Genomic DNA, 21,874 nt, shown 5'->3' on the forward strand with positions numbered 1-21,874 from the left:
GGACATCTAGCTCATCCGGCATGGGAGGCAGGCCTTGAGCGCATCATCTGGAATTGCGGACGAGGCTCTCGGTCCGACCATCACCATAGGCGAAATCCTGGTGGAGATCATGGCGACGACGACAGGGGAGGGGTTTCGAGCGCCACAGACGTTGATCGGCCCATTCCCAAGCGGCGCGCCGGCGATCTTCATCGACCAGGTCGCCAAACTCGGTGGGGCCTGCGGCATCATCGCCGCTGTTGGCGACGATGATTTCGGCTGGCTGAATATCGAGCGGTTAAAGGCAGATGGTGCGGATGTATCAGCGATCGCTGTCCTTGCCGACCAGACCACCGGCTCCGCCTTCGTGCGCTATCGCGCCGATGGCTCGCGCGACTTCGTGTTCAACATCGCTCGCTCCGCCGCCGGCCATGTCGCCATGACGGAAGCGGCCAAATCTCTGATCTCCCGCGCCGGACATCTGCATGTCATGGGGTCTGCCTTCGCCATTTCCGGCATCGGCCCGATCGTTCTCGAAGCTCTCCGCGTCGTGAAGGGCAGGGGCGGTTCCGTCTCCCTCGATCCCAATGTCCGCAAGGAATTGCTGGGCGGTGGGCAGGGGCGCGAGGCGCTGGACGCGGTGCTGGCCGAAGCCGATCTTCTTATGCCGTCTGGCGAGGAATTGTTCATGGCGGCTGGCGTCGCCCAGGAAGACAAAGCGATCGAAACGCTTCTGGCGCGGGGCGCGACCGAGATCGCAGTCAAGCGCGGCAAGGGGGGCGCGAGCGTCTTCTCTGCTCAAGGCCGCATTGATCGCATGGCCTTTGTCGTCGAGGAACTGGATCCGACCGGGGCCGGAGATTGCTTCGGCGCGACCTATCTCACCTGCCGCCGGAAGGGCCTGCCGGCGGAGCAATCGCTGCGCTACGCCAATGCCGCCGGCGCTTTGACAGTCACGCGGCGCGGGCCGATGGAAGGAACCTGCAGCTTCGCCGACCTCGATGCTTTCATCGCCAGCCAGGAAAGTCAGAAAAACCCATGAGCGCGCTTCTGCTGCAACTGGCCGAGGCCCGGCGTGATGGCCGCCCCTTCGGCATCGCCTCGATCTGCTCCGCACACCCCACCGTTCTGCGCGCCGCCATTCGCCGGGCGAAAAAGGGCGATAGACAGGTTCTGATCGAGGCCACCTGCAATCAAGTCAATCATCTGGGCGGCTATACCGGCATGACGCCCGCCGACTTCCGCGCTTTCGTCGAGAGCATCTGCCGTGAGGAAGGACTGGCTTTCGAACAGGTCATTCTCGGCGGCGATCATCTGGGTCCCAATCCCTGGCGCGGCGAAGAGCCTTCCATCGCCATGGCCAAGGCGGAGGCCATGGTGGAGGCCTATGTGGCGGCCGGTTTCAGCAAGCTGCATCTGGATACGTCGATGGCCTGCGCGGGCGAACCGGCAGCGCTTGCCGAAAGCGTGATTGCCGAACGAGCTGCGCGCCTCTGCGCTGTGGCGGAAGCCGCGGCAACTCGGTTAGGACTGCCCAAGCCGCTTTATGTGCTTGGCACAGAAGTGCCTGTGCCGGGCGGCGCCGACCATGTTCTCGACAGCGTGGAGCCGACCCGTCCGGGAGCCGCCGAGGCGACCATCGCCTATCATCGGGAATTGTTTGAGAAAGCTGGATTGACCGCCGCCTTTTCGTGCGTCATCGCATTCGTGGTGCAGCCGGGCGTCGAATTCGGCAGCGACAATGTCATCGCCTATGACCGGGACAAAGCCGCAAACCTCGCCGCCGTGCTGAACCACCACCCCAATCTGGTGTTCGAGGCCCATTCGACCGATTATCAATCCGGGCCAGCGTTGAGGGACCTCGTCCTGGACGGTTTCCCGATCCTGAAAGTCGGCCCCTGGCTGACCTTCGCCTATCGCGAGGCGCTTTATGCGCTGGATATGATCGCGGCAGAACTCGCTCCCGACTATGGCGGCCGGCGCCTGCGCGACCGGATGGAGGCGCTGCTGACAGCCGATCCCGGAGATTGGCGCGGACATTATCACGGCGACGACACTGCGATCGCTTTGCAGCGCCACTACAGCTACAGCGACCGTATCCGCTATTACTGGAACCGGCCCGAGGCCCAAGCAGCAGTCGAAGACCTGCGTCAGGCCTTGTCAGGTCGGACGATACCCGAAACCCTGTTTCGTCAATATCTTCCGACGCTGCCATTGTCTCTTGCATCGCAAGCGATGGAAGACATTCTCATCGCCGCCGTCGATCAGGTGGTGAGCCTTTATGAAGAGGCGGCGGGCAATCCCGCGTGACGTTGTCAGCGCCGCCCAGAAGGCGGCGCGTCGATCACATCTTCAGCGTTTCGGATAGCCACAGTAGTGTCTTCGCCTCATCAAGTGGCGCCGTGGTGTCGATCGCCAGCGACGGCGCCCGCCCTGTGGGCGCCGCGCGCCGCGCCAAGTCGATCAACTCAGGCACATAGCTTTCGCCGGGATGTCCGGGCAAACGATCAGACAATCGCGCGCGGTATCGCTCGCCGATGACCTCGGGCGGCGCCGAACACCAGAGTTCGGCCAGGCCATCCACGCCCGATGACGCCAGATAGTCATCGAGTTGCTCCAGAGGCTGGAACCCGAACCAGGCGTCGATGACGAAGCCGGCACCAGGCGGCGCGGCCGCAACGATATCCCAGATCGCCCGATAACTCGCCTTGCCGAGCCTGCGGTTGAACAATCGATCGACATCGTCGAGTTCGGCCAAGAACGGGTTCTTGACCATGTCGAGCGACAGCATCTGCCAGCCCAGGCGATCTGCAACTTGCGAGGCAACCCGACTTTTGCCGGAGGCCGGCACGCCATTGACGAGCACGACCCTCTTGCCCATGCGGCGCGGTCCGGCAAGCTCAAGCGCGGCAAGCCCCGCGCCGATCATGCCGGCGTCATCGCCGAGCGCCGCGGCCCGGACCGGCGTCTGATACCATCGGCCGATCGCCGGCGCGAAATGCAGCGCGCCGACCGCGCATCCCCCAAGCCCGCCGCCGAGCAGCAAAACATCAGGATCGAATGTTGCCGACAGCGTATTGATCGCCGCCCGCAAGGGCTTGGCCCAGCGTTCGAGCAAGACCCGATAAGGCTCATCGCCGGATGCCGCGTTTTCCAGGATCTCCTCGCAACGGAGACCGGACGGCAACCCGGCTTCCACCGTCAGTCGTCCGAGCGCGGTGCCCGAGGAATAGAGTTCCACGCAACCGGCCTGTCCGCAGACGCAGACCGGGCCATCGGCCTGCACCACGACATGGCCGAGTTGGCCGGCGGCCTGCTTGCCGTTGACGATGCGGCCGTCCAGCATCGCCGCGCCGCCGATGCCGGTGCCGATCGTCAGCATCACCACATTGGCGAGCCCTTTGGCGGCGCCGACCCGCGCTTCGGTGATCAGCGCCATCGAGCAATCATTCTCGATGCGAACGTGGCGGCCGAAGTCCCGTTCGATCCGGCCCTTTACATCGACGCTGGAAAGATCGAGAAAACCGCCGGAAAGCACCGCGCCGCTGCGTGCGTCGACCCGTCCCGGCACGCCAATGCCGATCGCGCGCACATTGGGTCCGTCGAACTCGCGTATGAGGTCGCAGAACATGTCGAGCGCGCGGCCCGGCTCGCGGCAACCCTCGACGATTTTCTTGTCGAGGATCACGCCGTCCGCGCTGATCCGGGCGGCGCGCATGCGCGTGCCGCCGATGTCAAGGCCGATAGCCTCATCCGCCATGCCGGCCTCCCGTCACGCCGCCTGGCGGCGCTGGACTTTGGCGTAGCGGTCGATGATCGCCTGGATCTCGCGCAGGCGCGGAACGGCGATTTCCTGAAGGCGGGACTTGGTGACGGAACGATCGAGAGAAATGCAATCCTTCCACAGGGAACGGCCGGCGATCACGCCGGAAGCGCCATGTTTCATCGCGCTCTCCACCTGCACAAGGAAGGTGGAATGATCGACGCCAGCCGACAGCACCGCCCAGGGCGTGTCGCCGCAGAGCTTGGTGACAGCGGCGCAGGCGTCATCCGAACCCGGATAAGGGATCTTTAGCACCTTGGCGCCGAGGTCGAGGCTGAGTTTGCAGCCATCGAGAATGAGCTGCGGGAAGATCTCCTCATAGGCTTCCTTGCTTTCGCCCTCGAGCCGATAAGTCAGGAATTCTACAACGAGGAAAAGCTCTTCACGCGCGAAATCATCGATGCAATCCTTCAGGATTTCGAGATTGCGGGTGTTGGCCTCGGGCTTGTCGGAACGGAGATAGACCATGATCTTGCCGCCGGTGCCGCCGAGTTCGCGCACCTTGCGGGCATTGACGCCTTCGCAAAGCTTGGAGATGCGGTAGCCCTCGGGCGACACGTCCCAGCCCGATGCGTCCAGGCCGATCAGCAGCGCTGTGTTGCGCGGCAGGACCCAATTGTCGACGAGATGCGGAACGGCGCAAACCGGATCGACCAGCACGCAGCCAGCCTCGGAGGCGAGATAGCGGGTGATGTCGGCTTTGGTGTCGCCGAGCACGTCATTGCCGATCTTGGCCTGCGCTTCGGGATCAGCCGCCAGCAATTGCCGCATGCCGCCGCGCTGGTCGCAGGCGATCACCATCATCGCGCCATTGTCGCCGCAAATCTGTTGGTAGCCACGCAGTTCGGCTGTGGTCATCACGCTCATCGTCTTTCTCCCATGGCGGGTCTATGCCCGCAGATGCATCATGTGTGGTCGATTCCGCCGAAACAGCAGGCAACAACAGTCCATTGCCGGAAATGCTCTGATTTCCGGCCTGCATCGCTGAAAACAGCGACTCTCCTGGCGTTGCCAATCTGATGGTTTTCGGCGATAACTCCTCTGGCAATCGTGTAACACGTTTCTGAAAGGAATTGCAAGCTGCCTCCCCAACCTGCTCAGGAAACGCCGGCGACCCGCGCCATGCTGCATATGGTGGCCAAACTGCACTATGTCTCCGACATGGCGCAGATCGATATCGCGCGGAAGCTCGGCATCTCCACCGCAACGGTCTCACGCATGCTGCAAAAGGCCAGAGCGGTCGGCATTGTCCGCATCGACGTGATCGATCTCGTGTCTCCGGAAGAGATCACCGCTGAACTGATGGCGGCGCTTGGCTTGAAAGCTGCCGCGGTGATCGACACGCCGCAAAGCGGGGTGCTCGGCGCGTTGGCGGAGCCGCTCGGCGGTTTGCTGAAAGCGGCGGGTCTCGGCGATGGCGCCGTAATCGGCTTTGGCTGGGGGCGGGCGGTGCGCGAAGTGGTGCTGGCCGGTCTGCCGCCGCTCGGCGACGCCAAGGTCGTGCCGCTGAATGGCGGCATGCAACAGGCGGCGCCGCATTTTCAGATCAACGAATTCGTCCGGCTCGCAGCCGAGCAAATCGGGGGCCAACCGCATTTCCTGCACGCGCCCTATCTTTCCTCGCTGGAACTTCGCGATGCATTCCTGTCGGACCCGTCGGTCAAGGAAACCATCGCGCTCTGGGACCGGCTCGATTGCGCGATCGTCGGCATCGGTCTGACGCATGCGCCCCAACCCAGCGAAGCCAGCGCCGCCACGGCAAGCGAAAAGGCCCTGATCGACGCCGCCGGCGATGTGATCCGCCATTACGTGGCGCTCGATGGTCGACTGCTGCCCTGGGACGGCGAGGAAAGGATGATCGCAGCGAGCCCGGAGCAGATGCGCCGCACCCCGATTTCGATCGGCGTCGTGGCGTCTCCCGAAAAGGCGGCGGGCGTGATCGGCGCCGTCCGATCCGGCATGATCAACACACTTGTGACCGACACGACCACGGCGCAGGCGATCATCGACCTGATCAGCGGAAAAGGCGACCCCAATTAACGCAAAAAAACGCACGAAATATCTTTCAGGAAAATATTTCACTTGACGTCGGCTCTGAACGAGCGTGAATATGGGCCATGCACGATCCCGAGGAGGAGTGGATCGGGCTATCCCAACACGCACATCTCGAGGAGGAGACTATGGAGCGTCGTTCATTTTTTAAAGCGGCCGGTGCGCTCGCAATGGCGGGCGCAGTTGCGCTTTCGGCAGGAAGCGCTGGCGCGCAGGACAAGAAATTCACCATCGCCCTCATTCCGGGCCTGACCACGGACGCTTTCTACATCACCATGCGCAAAGGCGCGGAAGCCGCCGCCAAGGCCGTGGGCGCCGAACTCGTCTTCCAGGGCGCGCCGGATTTCAACCCGGTCACGCAGGTTCCGGTGCTCGACGCCGTGATCGCCAAGAAGCCTGACGCGATCCTGATCGCCCCCACCGACAAAACCCAACTGGTTCAGCCGCTCAAGAAGGCCGCCGACGCCGGCATTCCGGTGATCACCGTCGACACCTTCATCGGCACCGGCCAGTATCAGACGGGCGCCGGCGACGCCGACTTCCCGATCTCCTATGTCGCCTCCGACAACGTGCTCGGCGGGGCGATCGCCGCCCGCGCTCTGGCCGCTGCGATCGGCGACAAGGGCAAGGTCTATGTGTCCAACGTCAAGCCGGGCATCTCGACGACCGATCAGCGCGAAGAAGGCTTCAAGGCCGAAATGGCCAAGCATCCGGGCATCACCGTGCTTGAGACGCAGTATAACGACAACGACGCCAACAAGGCGGCCTCTCAGCTGCAGGCCGTTTACGCCCGTAACCCCGATCTCTCGGGCGTGTTCGGCGCGAACCTGTTCTCGGCTCTCGGCGCCGCCAACGGCGTCCAGCAGGCGGGCCAGACCGGCAAGGTCCGGGTCGTCGCCTTCGACGCGCCCGGCAGCATTGTCGACAACATCAACTCAGGCCTGGTCGATTTGGCGATCGCCCAGCATCCCGCCGAAATCGGCTATTTCGGCGTCATGGCGGCCTACGCCCATCTGACCGGCAATTCCGTGCCGACCTCGATCGGCACCGGCTTTACCGTGATCGACAAGTCCAACCTGTCCGATCCGAACGTCGCCAAGTTCATCTACTCGGAATAACCCATACTCCCTGAGCCTCGGCGCCCACGCTTCGCGATGGGCGCCGCTTTTCCTCGTTTGACGCGTCGGGGCGATGTTGTTCGCCCGGTCGCCGGGACTGAACCCGGGAAAACCAATGACGGATATTGCAACCATGACGACCGAGGCCGAAAAACACGTCGCGCCGCAGGCCGACCACGCCGAAGCCGGCAAGACGCTGCTGCAGCGGATCGCCCAACTCAGGGCCTGGCTGTTTCTGGCCGCCCTCATCATCATTTTTGAAATCTGGTCCCGCATTTCGTTCGGCGGCACCTTCGCTTTCTCGTCTTTCAACTGGCAATCGGTGGCGATCTTCGCCGTGGCGCCGCTGCTGATCGCGGTGGGCCAGACCTTTGTCATCATTTCCGGCGGCATCGATCTCTCCACCGGCTTCATCATGGGCCTCGCAGCCGTCGTCGCCGCGCATCTGACCAATATCGCCGGTGTCTACATGCCGCTGCCGTTCGCCATGCTGTTCGGCATTCTGGCGGCCATCGCCGCCGCCGCCATTCCCGGCGTAGTCAACGGCCTCCTGATTTCCCGGCTCAAGATTCCGCCCTTCATCGGCACGCTCGGCATGTTCGGCGTCGCCCGCGGTGCGGCCTTTCTTCTCGCCGGCGGCACCACTGTGCCGGTCAACAATTCCTGGTTCGCGGCGCTCGGCAATGGCCGTCTGTTCGGCGTGCCCTATCTGGTCATCGTCACCGCCGTTTTCGTGCTGGCCATGCATTATGTGCTCAGCCAGACCCGGTTCGGCCAGCACAATTACGCCATCGGCGCCAATGCCCAGGCGGCGCGCCGGGCCGGCATCGACATCAAGGCGCATATCTTGAAGCTCTATGTCCTCTCGGCAATGTGCGCTGGCTTGGGCGGCGCGCTTTATGCGGCCCGCTTCACCGCCGGCGCAGCGCAAGCGGGCGAGCCTCTGCTGCTCGATTCCGTTGCAGCCGTGGTCATCGGCGGCGCGTCGCTCTTCGGCGGCTCGGGCTCGATCATCGGCACGGTTGCCGGCGCTCTCGTCATCGCCGTGATCCAATATGGCCTCGTCTTCATCGATGTCGAACCCTTCTGGCAGTTCATCGCCGTCGGCGTCGTCATCATCATTTCCGTGCTGATCGACCAGGCCCAGCGCCGGTTCAGCGGAGGCAAGCAGGATGAATAGTCAAACGCCCCTTCTCGAAGTCCGCAATCTCTCCCGTCATTTCGGCGCGGTCCGGGCCCTCGAAGGCTGCTCCATGGCGGTCCGCCCCGGCGAAGTCGTGGCGCTGGCCGGCGACAACGGCGCAGGCAAGACCACAATGATCAAGGCGCTTTCGGGCGTTTACCCGCCGACTTCAGGTGAAATCCTGATCGAAGGCGAGGAGGTGAAGTTCGGCTCGCCGCAAGAGGCGCGCGCGCTCGGCATCGAAACGATCTATCAGGATCTGGCGCTCGCCGACAATCTCACCATCGGCGCCAATATCTTTCTCGGCCGCGAACCGATGCGCAAGTTGTTCGGCTTCCTGCCGGCGCTCGACCGCAAGAAGATGGCGGATGCGGCGCGGGAAACCATGGCCAAGCTGGATTTCCACGTCAAACGGCTGGACGCGCCGGTGAGCAACTTCTCCGGCGGCCAGCGGCAGGCGGTGGCCATCGGCCGCGCCGTCTACTGGAACGCCAAGATCCTGATCATGGACGAACCGACCGCAGCGCTCGGCGTGCCCGAACAGCGCAAGGTGATCTCGCTGATCAAGGCGCTGAAGGCGCAGGGCAAGGGCGTGATCTTCATCTCGCATAACCTGCAGGACATTTTCGCCGTCTCGGACCGCATCGTGGTGCTGCGCCGCGGGGTCGTCGCAGGCGAAAGACAGATTGCCGAGACGACGCATGACGAGATCGTCAAGCTGATGATCGGCGGCTGATCGCCACGCGCTTCGATATCGGAGGCTCCGGCTCAAGCGCCGGGTCCTCCTTAAGCCTTGGCAAAGGCGACCAGCCCTTGATATGAGGCGAAAAGCGCGGACGCGACGGCATCCCGCGTCATCAAGGGGAATAGACATGCAGAAAGAGACGGCGGCCAGCGCCGCGCTGCCGGCGGTGCGGCAAAACCGCCTCATCGATCTTCTCCGGCAGCATGGACAACTGACCGTCAACGAATTGATGGAGCAGCTTTCTGTCTCCCGCGACACCGTCCGGCGAGATCTCGATCAGCTCGAGCAGCGCGGGCTTCTCCTGCGCACCCATGGCGGCGCCGTTTTCAACGATGCGCTGGTGCGCGTCGACACCACGCTCGGCAGCCGCATGGACGCCTATACCGCCGCCAAGCAGCGGATCGCCAAGAAGGCGGCCTCGCTCATTCGCAATGGCGAAACGCTGATCGTCAATGGCGGCTCCTCCACCTGCTATTTTGCCGCAGCGCTGGGCGAACGCCGTGATCTGACGCTGATCACCAACAATCTCCGCATTCCGCCTGTTGCGCCCGACAATGCCGTCAGGGCGCTGCATATTCTCGGCGGCGTCTATTGGCCGGTGTCGCAGGTGACGATCGGCGCAGTCGGCTTTCCCGAAGTCTCCGGCATCAGCGCCGACACGGCCGTGATCGGCGCCACCGGCTTATCGATCGCCGGCGTCACCATGGGCCGGCTCGACGAGGCCTCGGAGACGGCGGCGATGATCAAGATCGCCAGCCGCGCCATCGCGCTCATCGATCATTCGAAATTCGGCGTCACCGCCTTCGCCAAGATCGCCACCTTCGCGCAGATCGGCGTGGTGATCACCGATGAATGGCCGCCCGAGCCGATCGCTCAGGCGATGAAGAAGGCCGGAACCCAGCTGATTGTCGCTTAAAGCAATTCCAGCAAAAGCGTGGAGCGGTTTTGCTGGAATTGCGTGAAAACAAACTTATAGCGCGCGCAGCCAGGCCATGCGCGCCGGCAGATCCGGATCGTTGAAGGCGAGCGAGCCCATCACAACCGTCTGAGCGCCCGCCTGACGGAGCAGCGGAACCGTCGTCTCACGGATACCACCATCCGCCGCCAGAACCGCATTGTCGCGGCCGGAGGCGGCGATGAGCGCCCCGGCTTCCTGAAGCCTCGGGCAGGCGGTTTCCGACAAGCCCTGTCCCTTGACGCCGATGGCCGTGCCGAGCAGCGTGACGAAATCGAGCATGGACACGTAAGGCGCAAGCGCCGACACCGGCGTCTCCAGCCGCAACACCAGCCCGGCTTTCACGCCCAATTCCGCGATCAGATCCAGCCCTGCGCTGGTGACGTCGCCGGTCTCGGGATGGAAGGAAATCAGGTCCGCGCCGGCTTCGGCAAACTGGCGGATCTGGCTGAGCAGGATGTCGCCCTCGATCATCAGATGCACATGGATGGGCTTGGCCGTGAGTTTGCGGATGCGGGCGATCTGATCGGGAAACATTAGGAAGGACGGGGCGAAACGGCCGTCTGCGGCGTCCGCATGATAGAGATCGACGAAGTCGTCGACCCTGAGTATATCGGCTTCGAGATTGGCGAGGTCGGCCGACCACAGCGAATATTCCGCCATCAGGCGCTCGCGCGGCAAAGTGTCGAACCAGTCGGAATTGGGCTTCAGGCTCATGATCGGGAATCCCTGGATGTCATTCGGAAAAAGGCGGATAGCGCGCCTTTGAGTTCGGCGGCGTAGGCCGTGCGATCCACGGCTTTCGGCGTGATTTCGGCGCAGACCGCGCCGGGAATAAACGAGGCGAGTTTTCGCGCGTAATCGAGCGGGTGGACAACGTCGACCCCGTGCCCGACCGTCAATGTCGGGACGCGAATGGCGGCAAGATCCTCTTCCGTCACCCCCGGGCCATCAAGCGCGATGTCCAGCAGGAGAGCGGCGAGTTGATCCGGTTCGGGATGGGCGAAGAAACCGAGCAACGAGACGAGATTGTCGGGCGCGTGCTCCGCCAGATAAAGCCCGATCGGGGAGGCGGCGAAACTGTCGCGCCCCTCCGCCCCATGCGCCCGGAGATGGTGGGCGACCGCCACGAATGGCTGCATATTGGTGGGCGCGGCAGCCGTAAGCCAGGCGGGACGCACCAGCGCGAGCGCGTCGATGCGATCGGGAAAACGGCAGGCGATGTTGAGGGCGACGGCTGCGCCCATGGAAACGCCGCCTATCGAAAACCGTTCGAGGCCGAGACCGTCCGCCGTGGCGATGACGTCATCGGCAAAGCGGGCGATGGAATAACGCCCCTTGGGATCGAAGGGGCTGAGCCCATGGCCTCGGCATTCCACCGTGACGCGCCGGCACGGCAAATCGGCGGGAAAGCTGTCGGCGATCTGGTTTCTGTCGCCGCCCAGGCCATGCTGGAAGACAACAGGCGCGCCCGAGCCGATATCCACGACATGGAGCGACGGCGTCGAGACCAGTGTCAGTTTGTCCGCCATCATACAGCCAGGCTCCGGAGAAAGTCTGAAACCTCCGGCGCTTCCGCTTCCGACAGTCCATGGGTCACCACAGGACCATCGAAACCCACTGCCTTCAAGCGGCGAAACATATCCGGGAAATCCACCACGCCGCGACCGGCGGTCACGAACGCGCCGTCGGCGTCGCGATCCTTGGCATGCGCCATGGCGATGCGCGGACCGAGCGCGTCGATTGCGGCCGCCACGATCGCGCGGGCTTCTTCCACGCTCGCCTTTTCGAACAGATTGGCGGGGTCCAGCACGATCTTCAGCCTGTCCGAGGGCACGGCGGCGAAAAGCCGTGCGGCGTCATCGGCGTCGCGGATCACATTGGCCTGCTCCGGCTCGATCCCAAGGGAGACGCAATGCGCTTCGGCAAGCGTCGCGGCGCGGCCCATCTCCTTGATGAGATCCCGCCAGGCTTCCTCCGTCTGATTGTCAGGATGATGCCGCCATTGATTGTCGGCATCCCGCGTGCCGGTGCACAAAGTCACCAGGGGAATGCCGAGATCGGCGGCCGCGCGGATGGCGACGCCGAGCCTGACGAGGCCCTCGGCGCGAACGGCCTTGTCGGGATGGATCATATTATAGGTCGCAGACAGTGCCGAAATCTCGACGCCGGACGCTTGGCGCGCCACCGAGATATCTTCGAGCACGGCCTCGTCGAGACTGTCCGGCATCGGAGGCAGGCCGCAACAAGCGAAATTGAACTGTACGCAGTCATAGCCCGCAGCCTTGGCAGCTGACAGGACCGGTCCCGGGCGCTCGCCGGCAAATGTCTTGGCGAAAATGCCGATCTTCATCAGACGGCTCCCCTGATCTCTCCGACAAAGATCTTGTCGCCGCTCTCGGCCGACCGGGCGATCGCCGCCATGGCCCTGACGCTCGCCAGTCCGTCGACGATATTGGCGCCCTGCATGGGCGCGCCGTCGAGAATGACGCGGGCAAAGCCTTCGAGCTGGCGACGGTAGAAATGACCATCCGCGCCGAGCGGGCGATGATAGGTCGCGGTTCGCTCGTCGAAGATCTCGACTTCGGAAGACCGGTAATACCAGGGGTTAAAGGTCTTGGCGGTGACGCTGCCATTCTGGCCATAGAGCTGGAAGCCTTCGTGCCAATCCATCCGCACCGCCACAGTCAGGTCGAGATGACCGAGAGACCCATCGGCGAATTCCGTTTCGACGAACCAGGAATAGGCGCCGAACCGCTCGAGCAACCGCGCTCGCACCCAGGTGATCTCGCCGCAGAGATAGCGGGCGAGGTCGACCAGATGGCAGCCATGCGCCAGCATGTAATAGCGCTTGAGATCCGCCTTCGGATTCTCCTTTGGCTTGAGCGCCGCCTTGCTGAAAACAGGCAGGGGCTGAACCGCATCGGTCATCGTGTAGCGATGCGTGCTGTCGCAATACCAGGCCTTCAACGCCAGGCGCTCGCCCATATCATGGTCGATGAAGCTCTTCGCCGCCTCGATGCCGGGGTCGAAGCGCTTCATATGGCCGATCTGCAGCACCTTGCCGGTGCGCTCCACCACGGCCTGGAGGGTCTCGACCTCCTCCACGGAAAGGCCGATCGGCTTCTCGCAGAGAACATGTTTCCCGGCTTCCAGGGCCTTGATCGAGGCCGGCACATGGAATGCGTCCGATGTGGCGATGATCACCGCTTCAAGCTCGGGATCGGCGAGCATCTGGTCATAGTCGAGATAGATCTTGTCAGGCTCGTAAGTCGCCCCCATGCGGCGGGCGAGATCCTCGGCGGCGTCGCAGATTGCGTAGAGGCGGCAATTGGCGGCCTTCACGGCGGATTCGAAATGCGCGAACTGGGCGATCGGGCCGCAACCCAATACGCCGACCCGCAATTGCCGGCTGTCTTTCTTCACGGTTTCCTCCCAAAAATCCGTCAGGAAAGAAATGCGCTCTTCTGCGAAATGTCAAGCGATATGAGCAGATAAACGCATAAATGCTGAATTCAGATCAAGCGACGCCGAGACCTGCAAGCAGCCCGCCGTCGATCCGATAATCCGCGCCGGTGATGAAACCAGACTTCTCCGACGCCAGAAAACAGACGAGGCGCGCCACTTCCTCCGGCTCGCCGATGCGGCCGATAGGATGCGCAGCCCCGAAACGGCGGAAGGCATCCTCGACATCGGCGTCGTCGCCGTCGAAGGTGCGGGCGGCGAGTTCGAGGATCGGGGTGCGGACAGAGCCGGGGCTGATGGAATTCACCCGCACATTGGCTTTAGCGTGATCAAGCGCCATGGCCCGCGTCAGCGCATGGATCGCGCCTTTGGTCGCGACATAGGCGGCGACATTCTTCTGGCAGGCATGCCCCTGCACGGAGGCGATGTTGAGGATCGCGCCGCCGCCCTTCTTTTCCATCAGGGGTATTCCGTATTTGCCGGTCAGCTGGATCGAGCCGACATTGACCGCATAGGCGCGCAGGAAAATCTCATGTTCGGTCGTGACCACCGTGCCATAGGGGTGCACTGCCGCCGAATTGACGATGACGTCGAGACCACCATGCTCGCGTCCAAGCGCCTCGAATACGGCAGCCACCTGATGTTCATCCGCGACATCGGCCTGCCGGACGGCAAGGGACAGCGCCTCGCCAGCGGCGATTTCGGCCAGCTCCGCATTCGCCTTGGGATCGATGCCGAGCGCCGTCACCGTGGCGCCCTCTTTCGCCAGCGCGATCGCCGCCGCGCGGCCGATGCCCGACGTTCCCGTCACTACGGCGATCTTTCCTGAAAACTCCACGATTACTCCTCCCGATCCGCCTCGGGGCGGACAAAACGCATGCCGTATTCCAGATGCCGGCTCAGCAGATAGGCATAGGCGATCCGGTCCTTCGCCCGGAGAGCCTCGACGATGGACTTGTGCTCTCGCCAGGTCTCTTCATTGACGAAGCGTGTCTCCTTGCCGAGCCGCATCAGCTCCAACATCGATTGCCGCTGGTGGCGATAACTCGCGAGCAGCACGGCATTGCCCGCCAAACCCACCAGTTTTTCGTGAAAGGCGTAGTCGGCTTCCGCCGCTTCGGCGACCGTGGCGCTATCGAGAATCCGGAGATTGGCTGCGTCCAGGTCAGCAAGCTGCGCCTCCGTCAACGTCAGCAGCGCGGCTTCGCCTGCGCCCGTCTCGACAACCTTGCGAAAACCCTGCACTTCGCGAAAAGACGCCGGCGAAATCGCGTGATGCAGAGTGAGAAGCGACGACATCGCATCGGAATGGCGGTTGGCGAGAACCGCGCCGGCCTTCGGCTTGATGTCCACGATCCCATAGGCGCGGAGATATTGCAGCGCCTCGCGGACTGTGTTGCGACTGGCTCCGAATTGCTGCGCGAGGTCGCGTTCGGTCGGCAAAGGATCGCCGAAAGACAAGCGCCGTTCGGCGATCATCTCCTGAATCCGCTCCACCAGCCTCGAGACGGCCGAGCCGCCGGGCTTGCGAGCGCCGCTCTCCGCTGCCTCGATCTGCATCTTGTCCTCCCGTCTCAATTGTTGGACCAATTTATGATCTTCGTCAACCATGATGGACCAGAGATATCATTATTGATCTCTTTCTCATTCTGTGGTCCAACATTACGGCAAGGGAGGATGATGATGCAGGAATGTTTTCGCTGGTACGGGCCGAATGACCCTGTCACGCTCGACCATATCAAGCAGGCCGGCGCCACAGGCGTGGTCTCGGCGCTTCACCACATCTATGACGGCTCCGCTTGGCCGGAAGACGAGATTCTGAGCTACAAGCGGCGGATCGAGGCCGAGGGGCTCGAATGGTCGGTGGTCGAGAGCATTCCGGTGCATAATTCGATCAAGATTGGCGGCCCTGAGCGCAGCGCCTATATCGGCCGCTACAAGGATACGATCCGGGCGCTGGCCAAGTCCGGCATCCGCACCATCTGCTACAATTTCATGCCGGTGGTCGATTGGACCCGAACCGATCTCATGTATCGCATGCCCTCGTCCGGTTATGCGCTGCGCTTCGACGCGATTGATTTCGCGGCCTACGACCTGTTCATTCTTGCGAGACAAGCCGCAGAGGCAGACTACTCCCCCGCACGCATAGCCGAAGCGCAAGCTCGGTTCGAAACCATGGACGAGGCGACCCAGGCGCGGATCGAAAAGAACCTGATCGCCGGCCTGCCCGCCACCGAGCGCGCCTATGATCGCCCAGCCTTCCGCGCCGCGCTTGCCGACTACGCTGGAATCGACGCCGCGACGCTGCGCGGCAACCTCCATCATTTCCTGCGCGAGATCGTTCCTGTCGCGGCCGAATGCGGGGCGCGGCTCTGCATTCACCCCGACGATCCGCCATTCTCGCTGTTCGGCCTGCCGCGCGTGGTCTCGACGGCCGAAGACGCCCGTTCGATCCTCAACGCCGTGGATCTGCCGGAAAACGGCCTGACCTTCTGCACCGGCTCCTATGGCGCCCGCGCCGACAATGATCTCGTCGCCATGGTCGAGGAATTCGGTCCGCGCATCCACTTCACCCATCTGCGCAATGTGCGGATCGAGCCCGACGGCTCCTTCCACGAATCCGACCATCTCGACGGTTCCGGCGACATGGTCGGCGTGATCATGGCGCTGATGAAGGAGGAGAAGCGACGGAGGGAAGAAGGACGGCAGGATTGGCGGATTCCTCTCCGCCCCGACCACGGCCATCTGCTTGCCGATGATATCGGCAAGGCGCGGGTCAATCCGGGCTATTCGCTGATCGGCCGCCTGAAGGGATTGGCCGAAATCCGCGGCGTGATGCGAGCCGTGGAACGGTTGGCGGCGTGATCGCCGCCCATCGCCTCAGATGGGCGCTTCCCAGAGTTCGATAAAGACGTGATCGACATCATCGGCCTCAGCCAGCGCCGTGCCGAAATAAACTGCGTCGCCAAGCCTTCGATAGGGCCCATCGGGCGTTTCAAGCGTCGCGCGTGTGCGGCCCTTGAAACTTCCGTCAGCCTGCGGGACCATCTTGCCGGCATTGGTCACCATGACAGGCGTGCCGTCCTCGAGTTCGAAACAATAGCGGGCCTCGACTGCGTAGGAGCCGTCCGGCAGACGGATTGCAAAATCCGCGCCGCCAGGAAGGATGCGGCCGCGCCAGCCAATCCCGCGCGCCTCGCCGCCGACGATCGGAAACATCGACCGGACATGGCCCTGGACGGTCACGAATTCCAGCGCGGGGCCGAGATCGGCGCGGATGACACAGGCCTTGCGCAGCAAGGGTTCACCGAGCGTCGTGGTCGCGCCGAGCGAAGTCATGTCTATGTCGAGGTCATGCGGCTTCATGAGTGACCCGTCCATCGCAAATCGTCATTCTGATCTCAAGCGCCGCGATTTCTTCCGCAGGCGTCGCCTCGATATCGCCAGAGAGCAAAACGAGGTCGGCCAGCATGCCCGGTTTCAGCGTCCCGATCTTGTCGTCCATATGACCGACATAGGCGCCGTTGCGCGTGAAGGCGGCGAGAACGTCGTGAAGGCCGAGGCGCTGATCCGGCAATCCCGGAAGATGCGGCTTGCGAGTCAGGGCCGTCTGGATGCCGAGAAGCGGATCGATGGGCACGATCGGCCAGTCCGAAGAGAAGGCGATCGTTGCGCCGGCTTCATGCAGCATCTTCCACGCATAGGCATATGGCGCCCGCTCGGGACCAATGCTGCGCGAGGTCGGCGTTTCTCCGACCGGCGCATGCAGAGGCTGAACTGAGGCGACCACGCCGAGCTCGGCGAAACGACCGATATCGGCGGGATCGATCATCTCCACATGTTCGATGCGATGGCGGCTGTCGCGTGGTCCATTGGCTTCGCGCGCGGCCTGGTAGCCGTCGAGCGTGATGCGGACGGCGGCGTCGCCGATCGCGTGCACGGCGATTTGCAGACCCCGGCGATCGGCTTCGATGGCGGCTTGCTTGAAGCTCTCGGCGTCGAAGATCGGGTCGCCACGTAGGCCGGGGCGATCAGAGTATTCGGCCAGCATAGCGGCGGTGCCGCTTTCGATGACGCCGTCGACAAAGATCTTGACCCGGCCGCAGCTGAGCTTGTCGCCAGTGAAATCACGCGTCATGGCCGAGGCGCGCTCAAGTTCCGAAAGCGGCATCTCCCGCGTCAGATGGAAAGGCACGGAGATACGGGCAAGCAGTTCGCCGTCCTTCTCGACATCGCTGAGAAGCTCCAGGAGATGCCGGTTGCCGTCCATATTGTGCATGGAGGTGATACCCTTGGAGGCGACGAACCGCATGCCTGCCTTCAGGGTCTCCATATCCTCGCGCCATTCGTCCGGCGTCGGCGTCTGCGGCGGCTCAACGCCGGACATGCCCAGCATTTCGCGGCCGCCTGACGTTCGCAGATCGAGCACCGGCAACAGCGCGAATTTTTCGCGCAATTCGCCGGTCGCAAACCCGTCTTCGCCCATCACAACTTCGTTGCCGACAGGCAGGGACTTACCGTTGAGAAGACCCGCCGCCTTCAGCGCCGCCGTATTGGCGAAGAGCGTATGGAAGTCATAGGCCATAACGGCCAAGGGCCGGTCCGGGCACATGGCGTCGAGAGCATGACGATCGAGCCGCGTGCCCTTGCCGAGAATTTCGTAATCCGCCCCCTGGGCGAACAGCAGTCCTTCATGGGGACGGGAAGCGGAGAAGGCCTCGACGGCGGCCTTCATCGCATCGAAACCCTTGATATCGGCGAGCTGCAACAGGGTCTGGCCATAGGCTCCGGAAAACAGATGCAGGTGGCTCTCGACGAAACCGGGCATCAAACTTGCGCCGTTGCCGTCCACGATGCGGGTGTCGGGTCCGGCATGGCTCATCACGAGGTCGCGGTCGCCGACGGCCAGAATACGATTTTCCTCAATCGCCAAGGCTTCCGCTCGCGGCGCTTCATCGTCCATGGTGAGCACATGGGCGTTGATAAAAATGATCGAAGCAGTCATGCGGCTGAACCTTTGCGGCGGGGTTTTGCAATGCTGTCGTCTTCGAACAGCATGTGGACGAGCGGCATGATGCGCGCCCTGAGGATGACTTCATGCTCCTCGAGGCTCTGGTCCACATTGGTGATCAGACTCAGGAAGGTCGGCATCCAGACATCGTGAAACAACTGCGCCAGCAATTTCGGCTGCGGCTCGACCTGCGCGCGCAACTTGAGGTCGAGTTCGGCGAAAAACTCGGCGACCACATCGACCAAAGCGTCGGAAACACTGGCATATTGTGCGGCGAGCTCGGTCTCCGGGTGTCGAATGGCCGCGGATTCGGCGTAACGCCAAACTCGTTTGCCGGCGATTTCCAGCGTGCGGCGCGAGACCCGGGCGAAAAGGTTGAGGATCAGTGTCGCAAGATCGGTGTTTTCGGTCCAGTGCAGCGGACGATCGTTTTCACGCGCTTCGGTGGTGCCCTCGCTGATCAGCGCGATCAGCACCCCGTCCTTCGAGCCGAAATAGTTGAAAACCGTCGGCGCGGAGATGCCGGCCGCCGCCGCGATGTCCGCCATCGTCGTCGCATCTATCCCCTGGCGCGCAAACAGTTCCTGCGCAGCTGAGATGATCTCATCCCGCCGCTTCGCTTTCTTCCGGCTGCGCAGTCCCGGCTCGGGCTGGCTGACGTCGATAACCACATCGCTCATTTTTTACACGCTATATTTTTTGTGTCGATAAAAAATTTGGTTGACTAAAATGATTTTGTCAATACGCATATTGAAGACCTTTGGGGACAAGAGGCTGATGCTCGACATTCGTGAACTTTCTAAGCGCTTCGGTTACGGCAATGCGACGGTGACCGCGCTGCATGAGGTGAGTTTCTCCATCACGGAAGGAGAATTCTTCACCCTTCTCGGTCCGTCGGGCTGCGGAAAGACAACTCTGCTTCGTCTGATCGCCGGCTTCAGCGCGCCGAGCGGCGGCGCGCTGATCCTTGACGGCAAGGACATCGCGCAGATGCCGCCCAACCGCCGACCGGTCAACACGGTCTTCCAGAACTACGCGCTCTTTCCGCATATGACGGTCGCCCAGAACGTCGCTTTTGCATTGGACGCCCAGGGCAGGCCACGATCCGAGGTGGAGCCGGCGGTGGACGCCATGCTGAAGCTGGTCCAGCTCGACCATCTCAAGAACCGCAAGAGCTCCGAACTCTCCGGCGGCCAGCAGCAGCGCGTGGCGCTTGCCCGCGCTTTGGTCGCAAGACCGCGCATTCTTCTGCTCGACGAGCCGCTGTCTGCGCTGGACATGAAGCTCCGCAAGGACATGCAGATCGAACTCAAGCGACTGCAACGCGAAACCGGCCTTACCTTCATCTTCGTGACCCATGATCAGGAAGAAGCGCTGACGATGTCGGACCGCATCGCCGTGATGAGCGGCGGCCGCGTCCAGCAGATCGCCACGCCGCGCGAACTCTATGATCGACCTGCCAATCGTTTCGTGGCGGGCTTCATCGGCGAGTCGAATTTCCTGCCCGCCCACGCCAAGGCGGGCGTGATCAGCCTCGGCGATGCGCGGTCCCCACTCAACGGCGCAGCGGATGGTCCCGTCACGCTGATGATCCGGCCCGAGCATGTGGCGCTTGCGACCACGCTTCCGGAAGCGCTCAATTTCACCGCAACGGTCAGGCAATCTGTTTTCTTCGGCACGGACACGCATGTGCATCTGGCGCTGCCGGACGGTTCCGCGCTGGTCGCGCGCGTACAGAACGCGCTGCATGGCGGCAAAAGGTTCATCGATGGGGAAACCATTCCCGTGGCGCTGCCCGCCGAGGCCCTGCGCGCCCTCGTCGACATGGAGGAAAAAGCGTGAGCGCTTCCGAGACATGGCGCCGCTGGGGACTCGTCCTGCCGGCCGTGACGATCATCATGCTGTTTTCGATCCTGCCTCTGAGCGTGGTCGTCGTCTATTCCTTCCTGACGCCGGGCGACTTCGGCAATGTCAAATGGATATTCTCGACCGATGGCTGGTTCTCCGTCCTCTTCGAGCGTGACATCTTCGACGACACGGTCAGTCTTTCAGACGCCAATCTGATCATTCTCGCCCGCTCCGTGGGCCTTTCTCTCGCGACAACGCTGATTACCCTCGTCTTCGGCCTGCCGACGGCCTGGTTCATCGCCACCCGCCCGGCCTCGCAACGCGGTTTCTGGTTGTTCCTGATCACCATTCCCTTCTGGACCAACCTTCTCGTCCGCACCATCGCCGTGCAAGAAATGATCCGCTCCGAGGGAGTCCTAAATCGCCTGCTCATGGCGCTCGGGATCATTCATGAGCCGCTGCAGATGATGTTCACCAATTTCGCGGTGTTGCTTGGCATGGCCTATGTCTTCCTGCCGCTGATGGTGCTGCCGGTTTATGCGGCCATCGAGAAATTCGATTTTCGCCTCGCGGAAGCCGGCTACGACCTCTACGCCTCGCGCCTCTACTGCCTGCGCCGTGTGATCCTGCCGCTGGTGCGGCCGGGCATCATCGCCGGTTCGATCCTCGTCTTCGTGCCGTCGCTCGGCGCCTATGTGACGCCGCGCATCATGGGCGGCGGCAAGTCGATGATGCTCGGCAATCTCATTGAAATGCAGTTCGGCCAGGGCCGCAACTGGCCGCTCGGCGCGGCGCTGTCGATCACTCTGACGATTTTGGTGCTCGCGGCCCTCATCTGGTACACGCGCCTCACCTCCGCCCGCAAGGAGCGCAACCATGGTTGAACGCGGCTTCGACGTCAAACGCCTGCCCGGCGCGGCCCTGCTCGCCATCGCCTGCTTCGTGATCCTCTACGTGCCGATGGCCATCCTCGTCGCCTATTCCTTCAATGCCGGCAAGGTGATCGGCAATTGGGAAGGCTTCTCGCTCAACTGGTATTTCATGGCGCTCGAGAACGAAGCCTTCATGGACGCCGCCGTGAACTCGCTGATCATCGCGACCTCGGCTGCGGTGATATCGACGATCCTCGCCACCATGGCCGCGCTCGCGACCACGCGCGGCGACGGCTTCAGGGGCGAAGGCGCCGTCCACATTATCTTGAACCAGCCGCTGATGGTGCCGGAAATCGTGCTCGCCATCGCGCTCCTCATCATCATCGGCCAGATCAAGCAGGCGACAGGCTATACCGGGCTCGGCTTTCTGATCGCCGCGCACACCACCTTTTGCATTCCCTTCGCCTATCTGCCGATCCGCGCCCGGCTTGAAGGCATGGATCTCAGCCTCGAGACGGCAGCCGCCGATCTCTACGCCAGTCGCTTCTATACGTTCCGGCGGGTGACGCTGCCGCTGCTCGCGCCTGCGATCATGGCGGGCTTCATGCTGGCCTTCGTCGTCTCGCTCGACGACCTCGTGATGAGCGACTTTCTCAAATCTCCCGGCCAGGAAACGCTTCCGACCTATCTCATGGGCGAATTGCGGCGAAACCTGACTTCGGAAATCTACGCCATTTCCTCGCTTCTGCTCCTCATCAGCGTGCTGATCGTGGCGGGGTCATGGGTGGCAACGCGCAAGAAAAACTAAACAAAGAGGTGAACA

The 21,874-nt window shown here is 62.8% G+C and carries 22 protein-coding genes; 11 read left to right on the forward strand and 11 right to left on the reverse strand.

Annotation, left to right across the window (positions count from 1 at the left end; translation table 11 throughout):
• Positions 1-34 precede the first annotated feature (34 nt).
• Together E8Q41_RS04215 and E8Q41_RS04220 are read left to right on the forward strand one after the other, a co-directional pair.
• A complete protein-coding gene (locus E8Q41_RS04215) occupies positions 35-1,021 on the forward strand; it encodes a sugar kinase (protein WP_246660072.1) in 987 nt (328 codons plus the stop codon).
• A complete protein-coding gene (locus E8Q41_RS04220) occupies positions 1,018-2,289 on the forward strand; it encodes a D-tagatose-bisphosphate aldolase, class II, non-catalytic subunit (protein ID WP_137154260.1) in 1,272 nt (423 codons plus the stop codon). Before E8Q41_RS04215 ends, E8Q41_RS04220 begins: the two co-directional genes overlap by 4 nt.
• Before the next feature lie 34 nt (positions 2,290-2,323).
• Here E8Q41_RS04220 and E8Q41_RS04225 read toward each other — a convergent pair whose 3' ends face one another.
• Positions 2,324-3,739, reverse strand: coding sequence for an ROK family protein (locus E8Q41_RS04225; protein ID WP_137154261.1), 1,416 nt, complete (start codon positions 3,737-3,739; stop codon positions 2,324-2,326).
• Positions 3,740-3,751: 12 nt separating this feature from the next.
• Complete coding sequence (locus E8Q41_RS04230) at positions 3,752-4,669, reverse strand: tagatose-bisphosphate aldolase (protein ID WP_137154262.1); 918 nt, start codon at positions 4,667-4,669, stop codon at positions 3,752-3,754.
• Positions 4,670-4,924: 255 nt separating this feature from the next.
• Here E8Q41_RS04230 and E8Q41_RS04235 point away from each other — a divergent pair, with 255 nt between their 5' ends.
• The 5 genes from E8Q41_RS04235 to E8Q41_RS04255 all read left to right on the forward strand — a co-directional run bounded on the left by E8Q41_RS04235 (position 4,925) and on the right by E8Q41_RS04255 (position 9,816).
• Entirely contained in the window at positions 4,925-5,842 is a 918-nt protein-coding gene (locus tag E8Q41_RS04235; protein ID WP_205910362.1) for a sugar-binding domain-containing protein, read from the forward strand.
• A gap of 140 nt (positions 5,843-5,982) precedes the next feature.
• Complete coding sequence (locus tag E8Q41_RS04240; RefSeq protein ID WP_137154263.1) at positions 5,983-6,972, forward strand: ABC transporter substrate-binding protein; 990 nt, start codon at positions 5,983-5,985, stop codon at positions 6,970-6,972.
• A 115-nt stretch (positions 6,973-7,087) separates the two neighbouring features.
• Positions 7,088-8,152: a ribose ABC transporter gene (locus E8Q41_RS04245; protein WP_137154264.1), complete on the forward strand. Its 1,065-nt coding sequence runs from the start codon at positions 7,088-7,090 to the stop codon at positions 8,150-8,152.
• Positions 8,145-8,891, forward strand: coding sequence for an ATP-binding cassette domain-containing protein (locus tag E8Q41_RS04250; RefSeq protein WP_137154265.1), 747 nt, complete (start codon positions 8,145-8,147; stop codon positions 8,889-8,891). The genes E8Q41_RS04245 and E8Q41_RS04250 overlap by 8 nt, the downstream gene beginning before the upstream one ends.
• A 136-nt stretch (positions 8,892-9,027) precedes the next feature.
• Entirely contained in the window at positions 9,028-9,816 is a 789-nt protein-coding gene (locus E8Q41_RS04255; RefSeq protein ID WP_170976355.1) for a DeoR/GlpR family DNA-binding transcription regulator, read from the forward strand.
• Between the two features lie 54 nt (positions 9,817-9,870).
• On the opposite strand, the gene E8Q41_RS04260 is transcribed toward E8Q41_RS04255, so the two are convergent.
• The 6 genes from E8Q41_RS04260 to E8Q41_RS04285 all read right to left on the reverse strand — a co-directional run bounded on the left by E8Q41_RS04260 (position 9,871) and on the right by E8Q41_RS04285 (position 14,880).
• Complete coding sequence (locus E8Q41_RS04260; RefSeq protein WP_137154267.1) at positions 9,871-10,572, reverse strand: ribulose-phosphate 3-epimerase; 702 nt, start codon at positions 10,570-10,572, stop codon at positions 9,871-9,873.
• Positions 10,569-11,390 (reverse strand): alpha/beta hydrolase, encoded by an 822-nt coding sequence (locus E8Q41_RS04265; RefSeq protein ID WP_348640006.1) that lies wholly within the window; start codon positions 11,388-11,390, stop codon positions 10,569-10,571. The genes E8Q41_RS04260 and E8Q41_RS04265 overlap by 4 nt, the downstream gene beginning before the upstream one ends.
• Complete coding sequence (locus E8Q41_RS04270) at positions 11,387-12,208, reverse strand: sugar phosphate isomerase/epimerase (protein WP_137154269.1); 822 nt, start codon at positions 12,206-12,208, stop codon at positions 11,387-11,389. The genes E8Q41_RS04265 and E8Q41_RS04270 overlap by 4 nt, the downstream gene beginning before the upstream one ends.
• Positions 12,208-13,281: a Gfo/Idh/MocA family oxidoreductase gene (locus E8Q41_RS04275; protein ID WP_137154270.1), complete on the reverse strand. Its 1,074-nt coding sequence runs from the start codon at positions 13,279-13,281 to the stop codon at positions 12,208-12,210. Before E8Q41_RS04275 ends, E8Q41_RS04270 begins: the two co-directional genes overlap by 1 nt.
• Before the next feature lie 94 nt (positions 13,282-13,375).
• Positions 13,376-14,161, reverse strand: coding sequence for an SDR family oxidoreductase (locus E8Q41_RS04280; protein WP_137154271.1), 786 nt, complete (start codon positions 14,159-14,161; stop codon positions 13,376-13,378).
• The gene (locus tag E8Q41_RS04285; protein ID WP_170976356.1) at positions 14,161-14,880 is read right to left on the reverse strand and encodes a GntR family transcriptional regulator; all 720 of its coding nucleotides are present in this window, start codon (positions 14,878-14,880) and stop codon (positions 14,161-14,163) included. Before E8Q41_RS04285 ends, E8Q41_RS04280 begins: the two co-directional genes overlap by 1 nt.
• A gap of 123 nt (positions 14,881-15,003) precedes the next feature.
• Here E8Q41_RS04285 and uxuA point away from each other — a divergent pair, with 123 nt between their 5' ends.
• Positions 15,004-16,185, forward strand: coding sequence for a mannonate dehydratase (gene uxuA / locus E8Q41_RS04290; RefSeq protein ID WP_137154273.1), 1,182 nt, complete (start codon positions 15,004-15,006; stop codon positions 16,183-16,185).
• Between the two features lie 15 nt (positions 16,186-16,200).
• Here uxuA and E8Q41_RS04295 read toward each other — a convergent pair whose 3' ends face one another.
• Genes E8Q41_RS04295 through E8Q41_RS04305 form a run of 3 tightly spaced genes read right to left on the reverse strand, consistent with a single transcriptional unit; the run spans position 16,201 to position 19,011 of the window.
• Positions 16,201-16,686: a DUF3237 family protein gene (locus E8Q41_RS04295; protein ID WP_170976357.1), complete on the reverse strand. Its 486-nt coding sequence runs from the start codon at positions 16,684-16,686 to the stop codon at positions 16,201-16,203.
• Entirely contained in the window at positions 16,673-18,325 is a 1,653-nt protein-coding gene (locus E8Q41_RS04300; RefSeq protein WP_137154275.1) for an amidohydrolase, read from the reverse strand. The genes E8Q41_RS04295 and E8Q41_RS04300 overlap by 14 nt, the downstream gene beginning before the upstream one ends.
• The gene (locus E8Q41_RS04305) at positions 18,322-19,011 is read right to left on the reverse strand and encodes a TetR/AcrR family transcriptional regulator (protein ID WP_137154276.1); all 690 of its coding nucleotides are present in this window, start codon (positions 19,009-19,011) and stop codon (positions 18,322-18,324) included. Before E8Q41_RS04305 ends, E8Q41_RS04300 begins: the two co-directional genes overlap by 4 nt.
• A 97-nt stretch (positions 19,012-19,108) precedes the next feature.
• Between E8Q41_RS04305 and E8Q41_RS04310 the strand changes: the two genes are divergently transcribed.
• The 3 genes from E8Q41_RS04310 to E8Q41_RS04320 are packed head-to-tail and all read left to right on the forward strand — an operon-like array spanning position 19,109 to position 21,859.
• Positions 19,109-20,173, forward strand: coding sequence for an ABC transporter ATP-binding protein (locus E8Q41_RS04310; RefSeq protein ID WP_137154277.1), 1,065 nt, complete (start codon positions 19,109-19,111; stop codon positions 20,171-20,173).
• A gap of 56 nt (positions 20,174-20,229) precedes the next feature.
• Positions 20,230-21,063, forward strand: a complete 834-nt coding sequence (locus tag E8Q41_RS04315; RefSeq protein WP_137154403.1) for an ABC transporter permease — start codon at positions 20,230-20,232, stop codon at positions 21,061-21,063.
• Positions 21,056-21,859 (forward strand): ABC transporter permease, encoded by an 804-nt coding sequence (locus E8Q41_RS04320; RefSeq protein WP_137154278.1) that lies wholly within the window; start codon positions 21,056-21,058, stop codon positions 21,857-21,859. Before E8Q41_RS04315 ends, E8Q41_RS04320 begins: the two co-directional genes overlap by 8 nt.
• The last annotated feature ends 15 nt before the right edge of the window (positions 21,860-21,874 follow it).

This window comes from Rhizobium sp. FKL33 (assembly GCF_005222915.1).
In the GTDB taxonomy this organism is placed as follows: domain Bacteria; phylum Pseudomonadota; class Alphaproteobacteria; order Rhizobiales; family Rhizobiaceae; genus Rhizobium_E.

Bases quoted from the DNA above. Each gene is read 5' to 3' on its own strand.
- E8Q41_RS04220 (WP_137154260.1), top strand. From the start codon at position 1,018: ATGAGCGCGCTTCTGCTGCAACTGGCCGAGGCCCGGCGTGATGGCCGC.
- E8Q41_RS04225 (WP_137154261.1), bottom strand. From the start codon at position 3,739: ATGGCGGATGAGGCTATCGGCCTTGACATCGGCGGCACGCGCATGCGC.
- E8Q41_RS04230 (WP_137154262.1), bottom strand. From the start codon at position 4,669: ATGAGCGTGATGACCACAGCCGAACTGCGTGGCTACCAACAGATTTGC.
- E8Q41_RS04235 (WP_205910362.1), top strand. From the start codon at position 4,925: ATGCTGCATATGGTGGCCAAACTGCACTATGTCTCCGACATGGCGCAG.
- E8Q41_RS04240 (WP_137154263.1), top strand. From the start codon at position 5,983: ATGGAGCGTCGTTCATTTTTTAAAGCGGCCGGTGCGCTCGCAATGGCG.
- E8Q41_RS04245 (WP_137154264.1), top strand. From the start codon at position 7,088: ATGACGGATATTGCAACCATGACGACCGAGGCCGAAAAACACGTCGCG.
- E8Q41_RS04250 (WP_137154265.1), top strand. From the start codon at position 8,145: ATGAATAGTCAAACGCCCCTTCTCGAAGTCCGCAATCTCTCCCGTCAT.
- E8Q41_RS04255 (WP_170976355.1), top strand. From the start codon at position 9,028: ATGCAGAAAGAGACGGCGGCCAGCGCCGCGCTGCCGGCGGTGCGGCAA.
- E8Q41_RS04260 (WP_137154267.1), bottom strand. From the start codon at position 10,572: ATGAGCCTGAAGCCCAATTCCGACTGGTTCGACACTTTGCCGCGCGAG.
- E8Q41_RS04265 (WP_348640006.1), bottom strand. From the start codon at position 11,390: ATGATGGCGGACAAACTGACACTGGTCTCGACGCCGTCGCTCCATGTC.
- E8Q41_RS04270 (WP_137154269.1), bottom strand. From the start codon at position 12,208: ATGAAGATCGGCATTTTCGCCAAGACATTTGCCGGCGAGCGCCCGGGA.
- E8Q41_RS04285 (WP_170976356.1), bottom strand. From the start codon at position 14,880: ATGCAGATCGAGGCAGCGGAGAGCGGCGCTCGCAAGCCCGGCGGCTCG.
- uxuA (WP_137154273.1), top strand. From the start codon at position 15,004: ATGCAGGAATGTTTTCGCTGGTACGGGCCGAATGACCCTGTCACGCTC.
- E8Q41_RS04295 (WP_170976357.1), bottom strand. From the start codon at position 16,686: ATGAAGCCGCATGACCTCGACATAGACATGACTTCGCTCGGCGCGACC.
- E8Q41_RS04300 (WP_137154275.1), bottom strand. From the start codon at position 18,325: ATGACTGCTTCGATCATTTTTATCAACGCCCATGTGCTCACCATGGAC.
- E8Q41_RS04305 (WP_137154276.1), bottom strand. From the start codon at position 19,011: ATGAGCGATGTGGTTATCGACGTCAGCCAGCCCGAGCCGGGACTGCGC.
- E8Q41_RS04310 (WP_137154277.1), top strand. From the start codon at position 19,109: ATGCTCGACATTCGTGAACTTTCTAAGCGCTTCGGTTACGGCAATGCG.
- E8Q41_RS04315 (WP_137154403.1), top strand. From the start codon at position 20,230: ATGCTGTTTTCGATCCTGCCTCTGAGCGTGGTCGTCGTCTATTCCTTC.
- E8Q41_RS04320 (WP_137154278.1), top strand. From the start codon at position 21,056: ATGGTTGAACGCGGCTTCGACGTCAAACGCCTGCCCGGCGCGGCCCTG.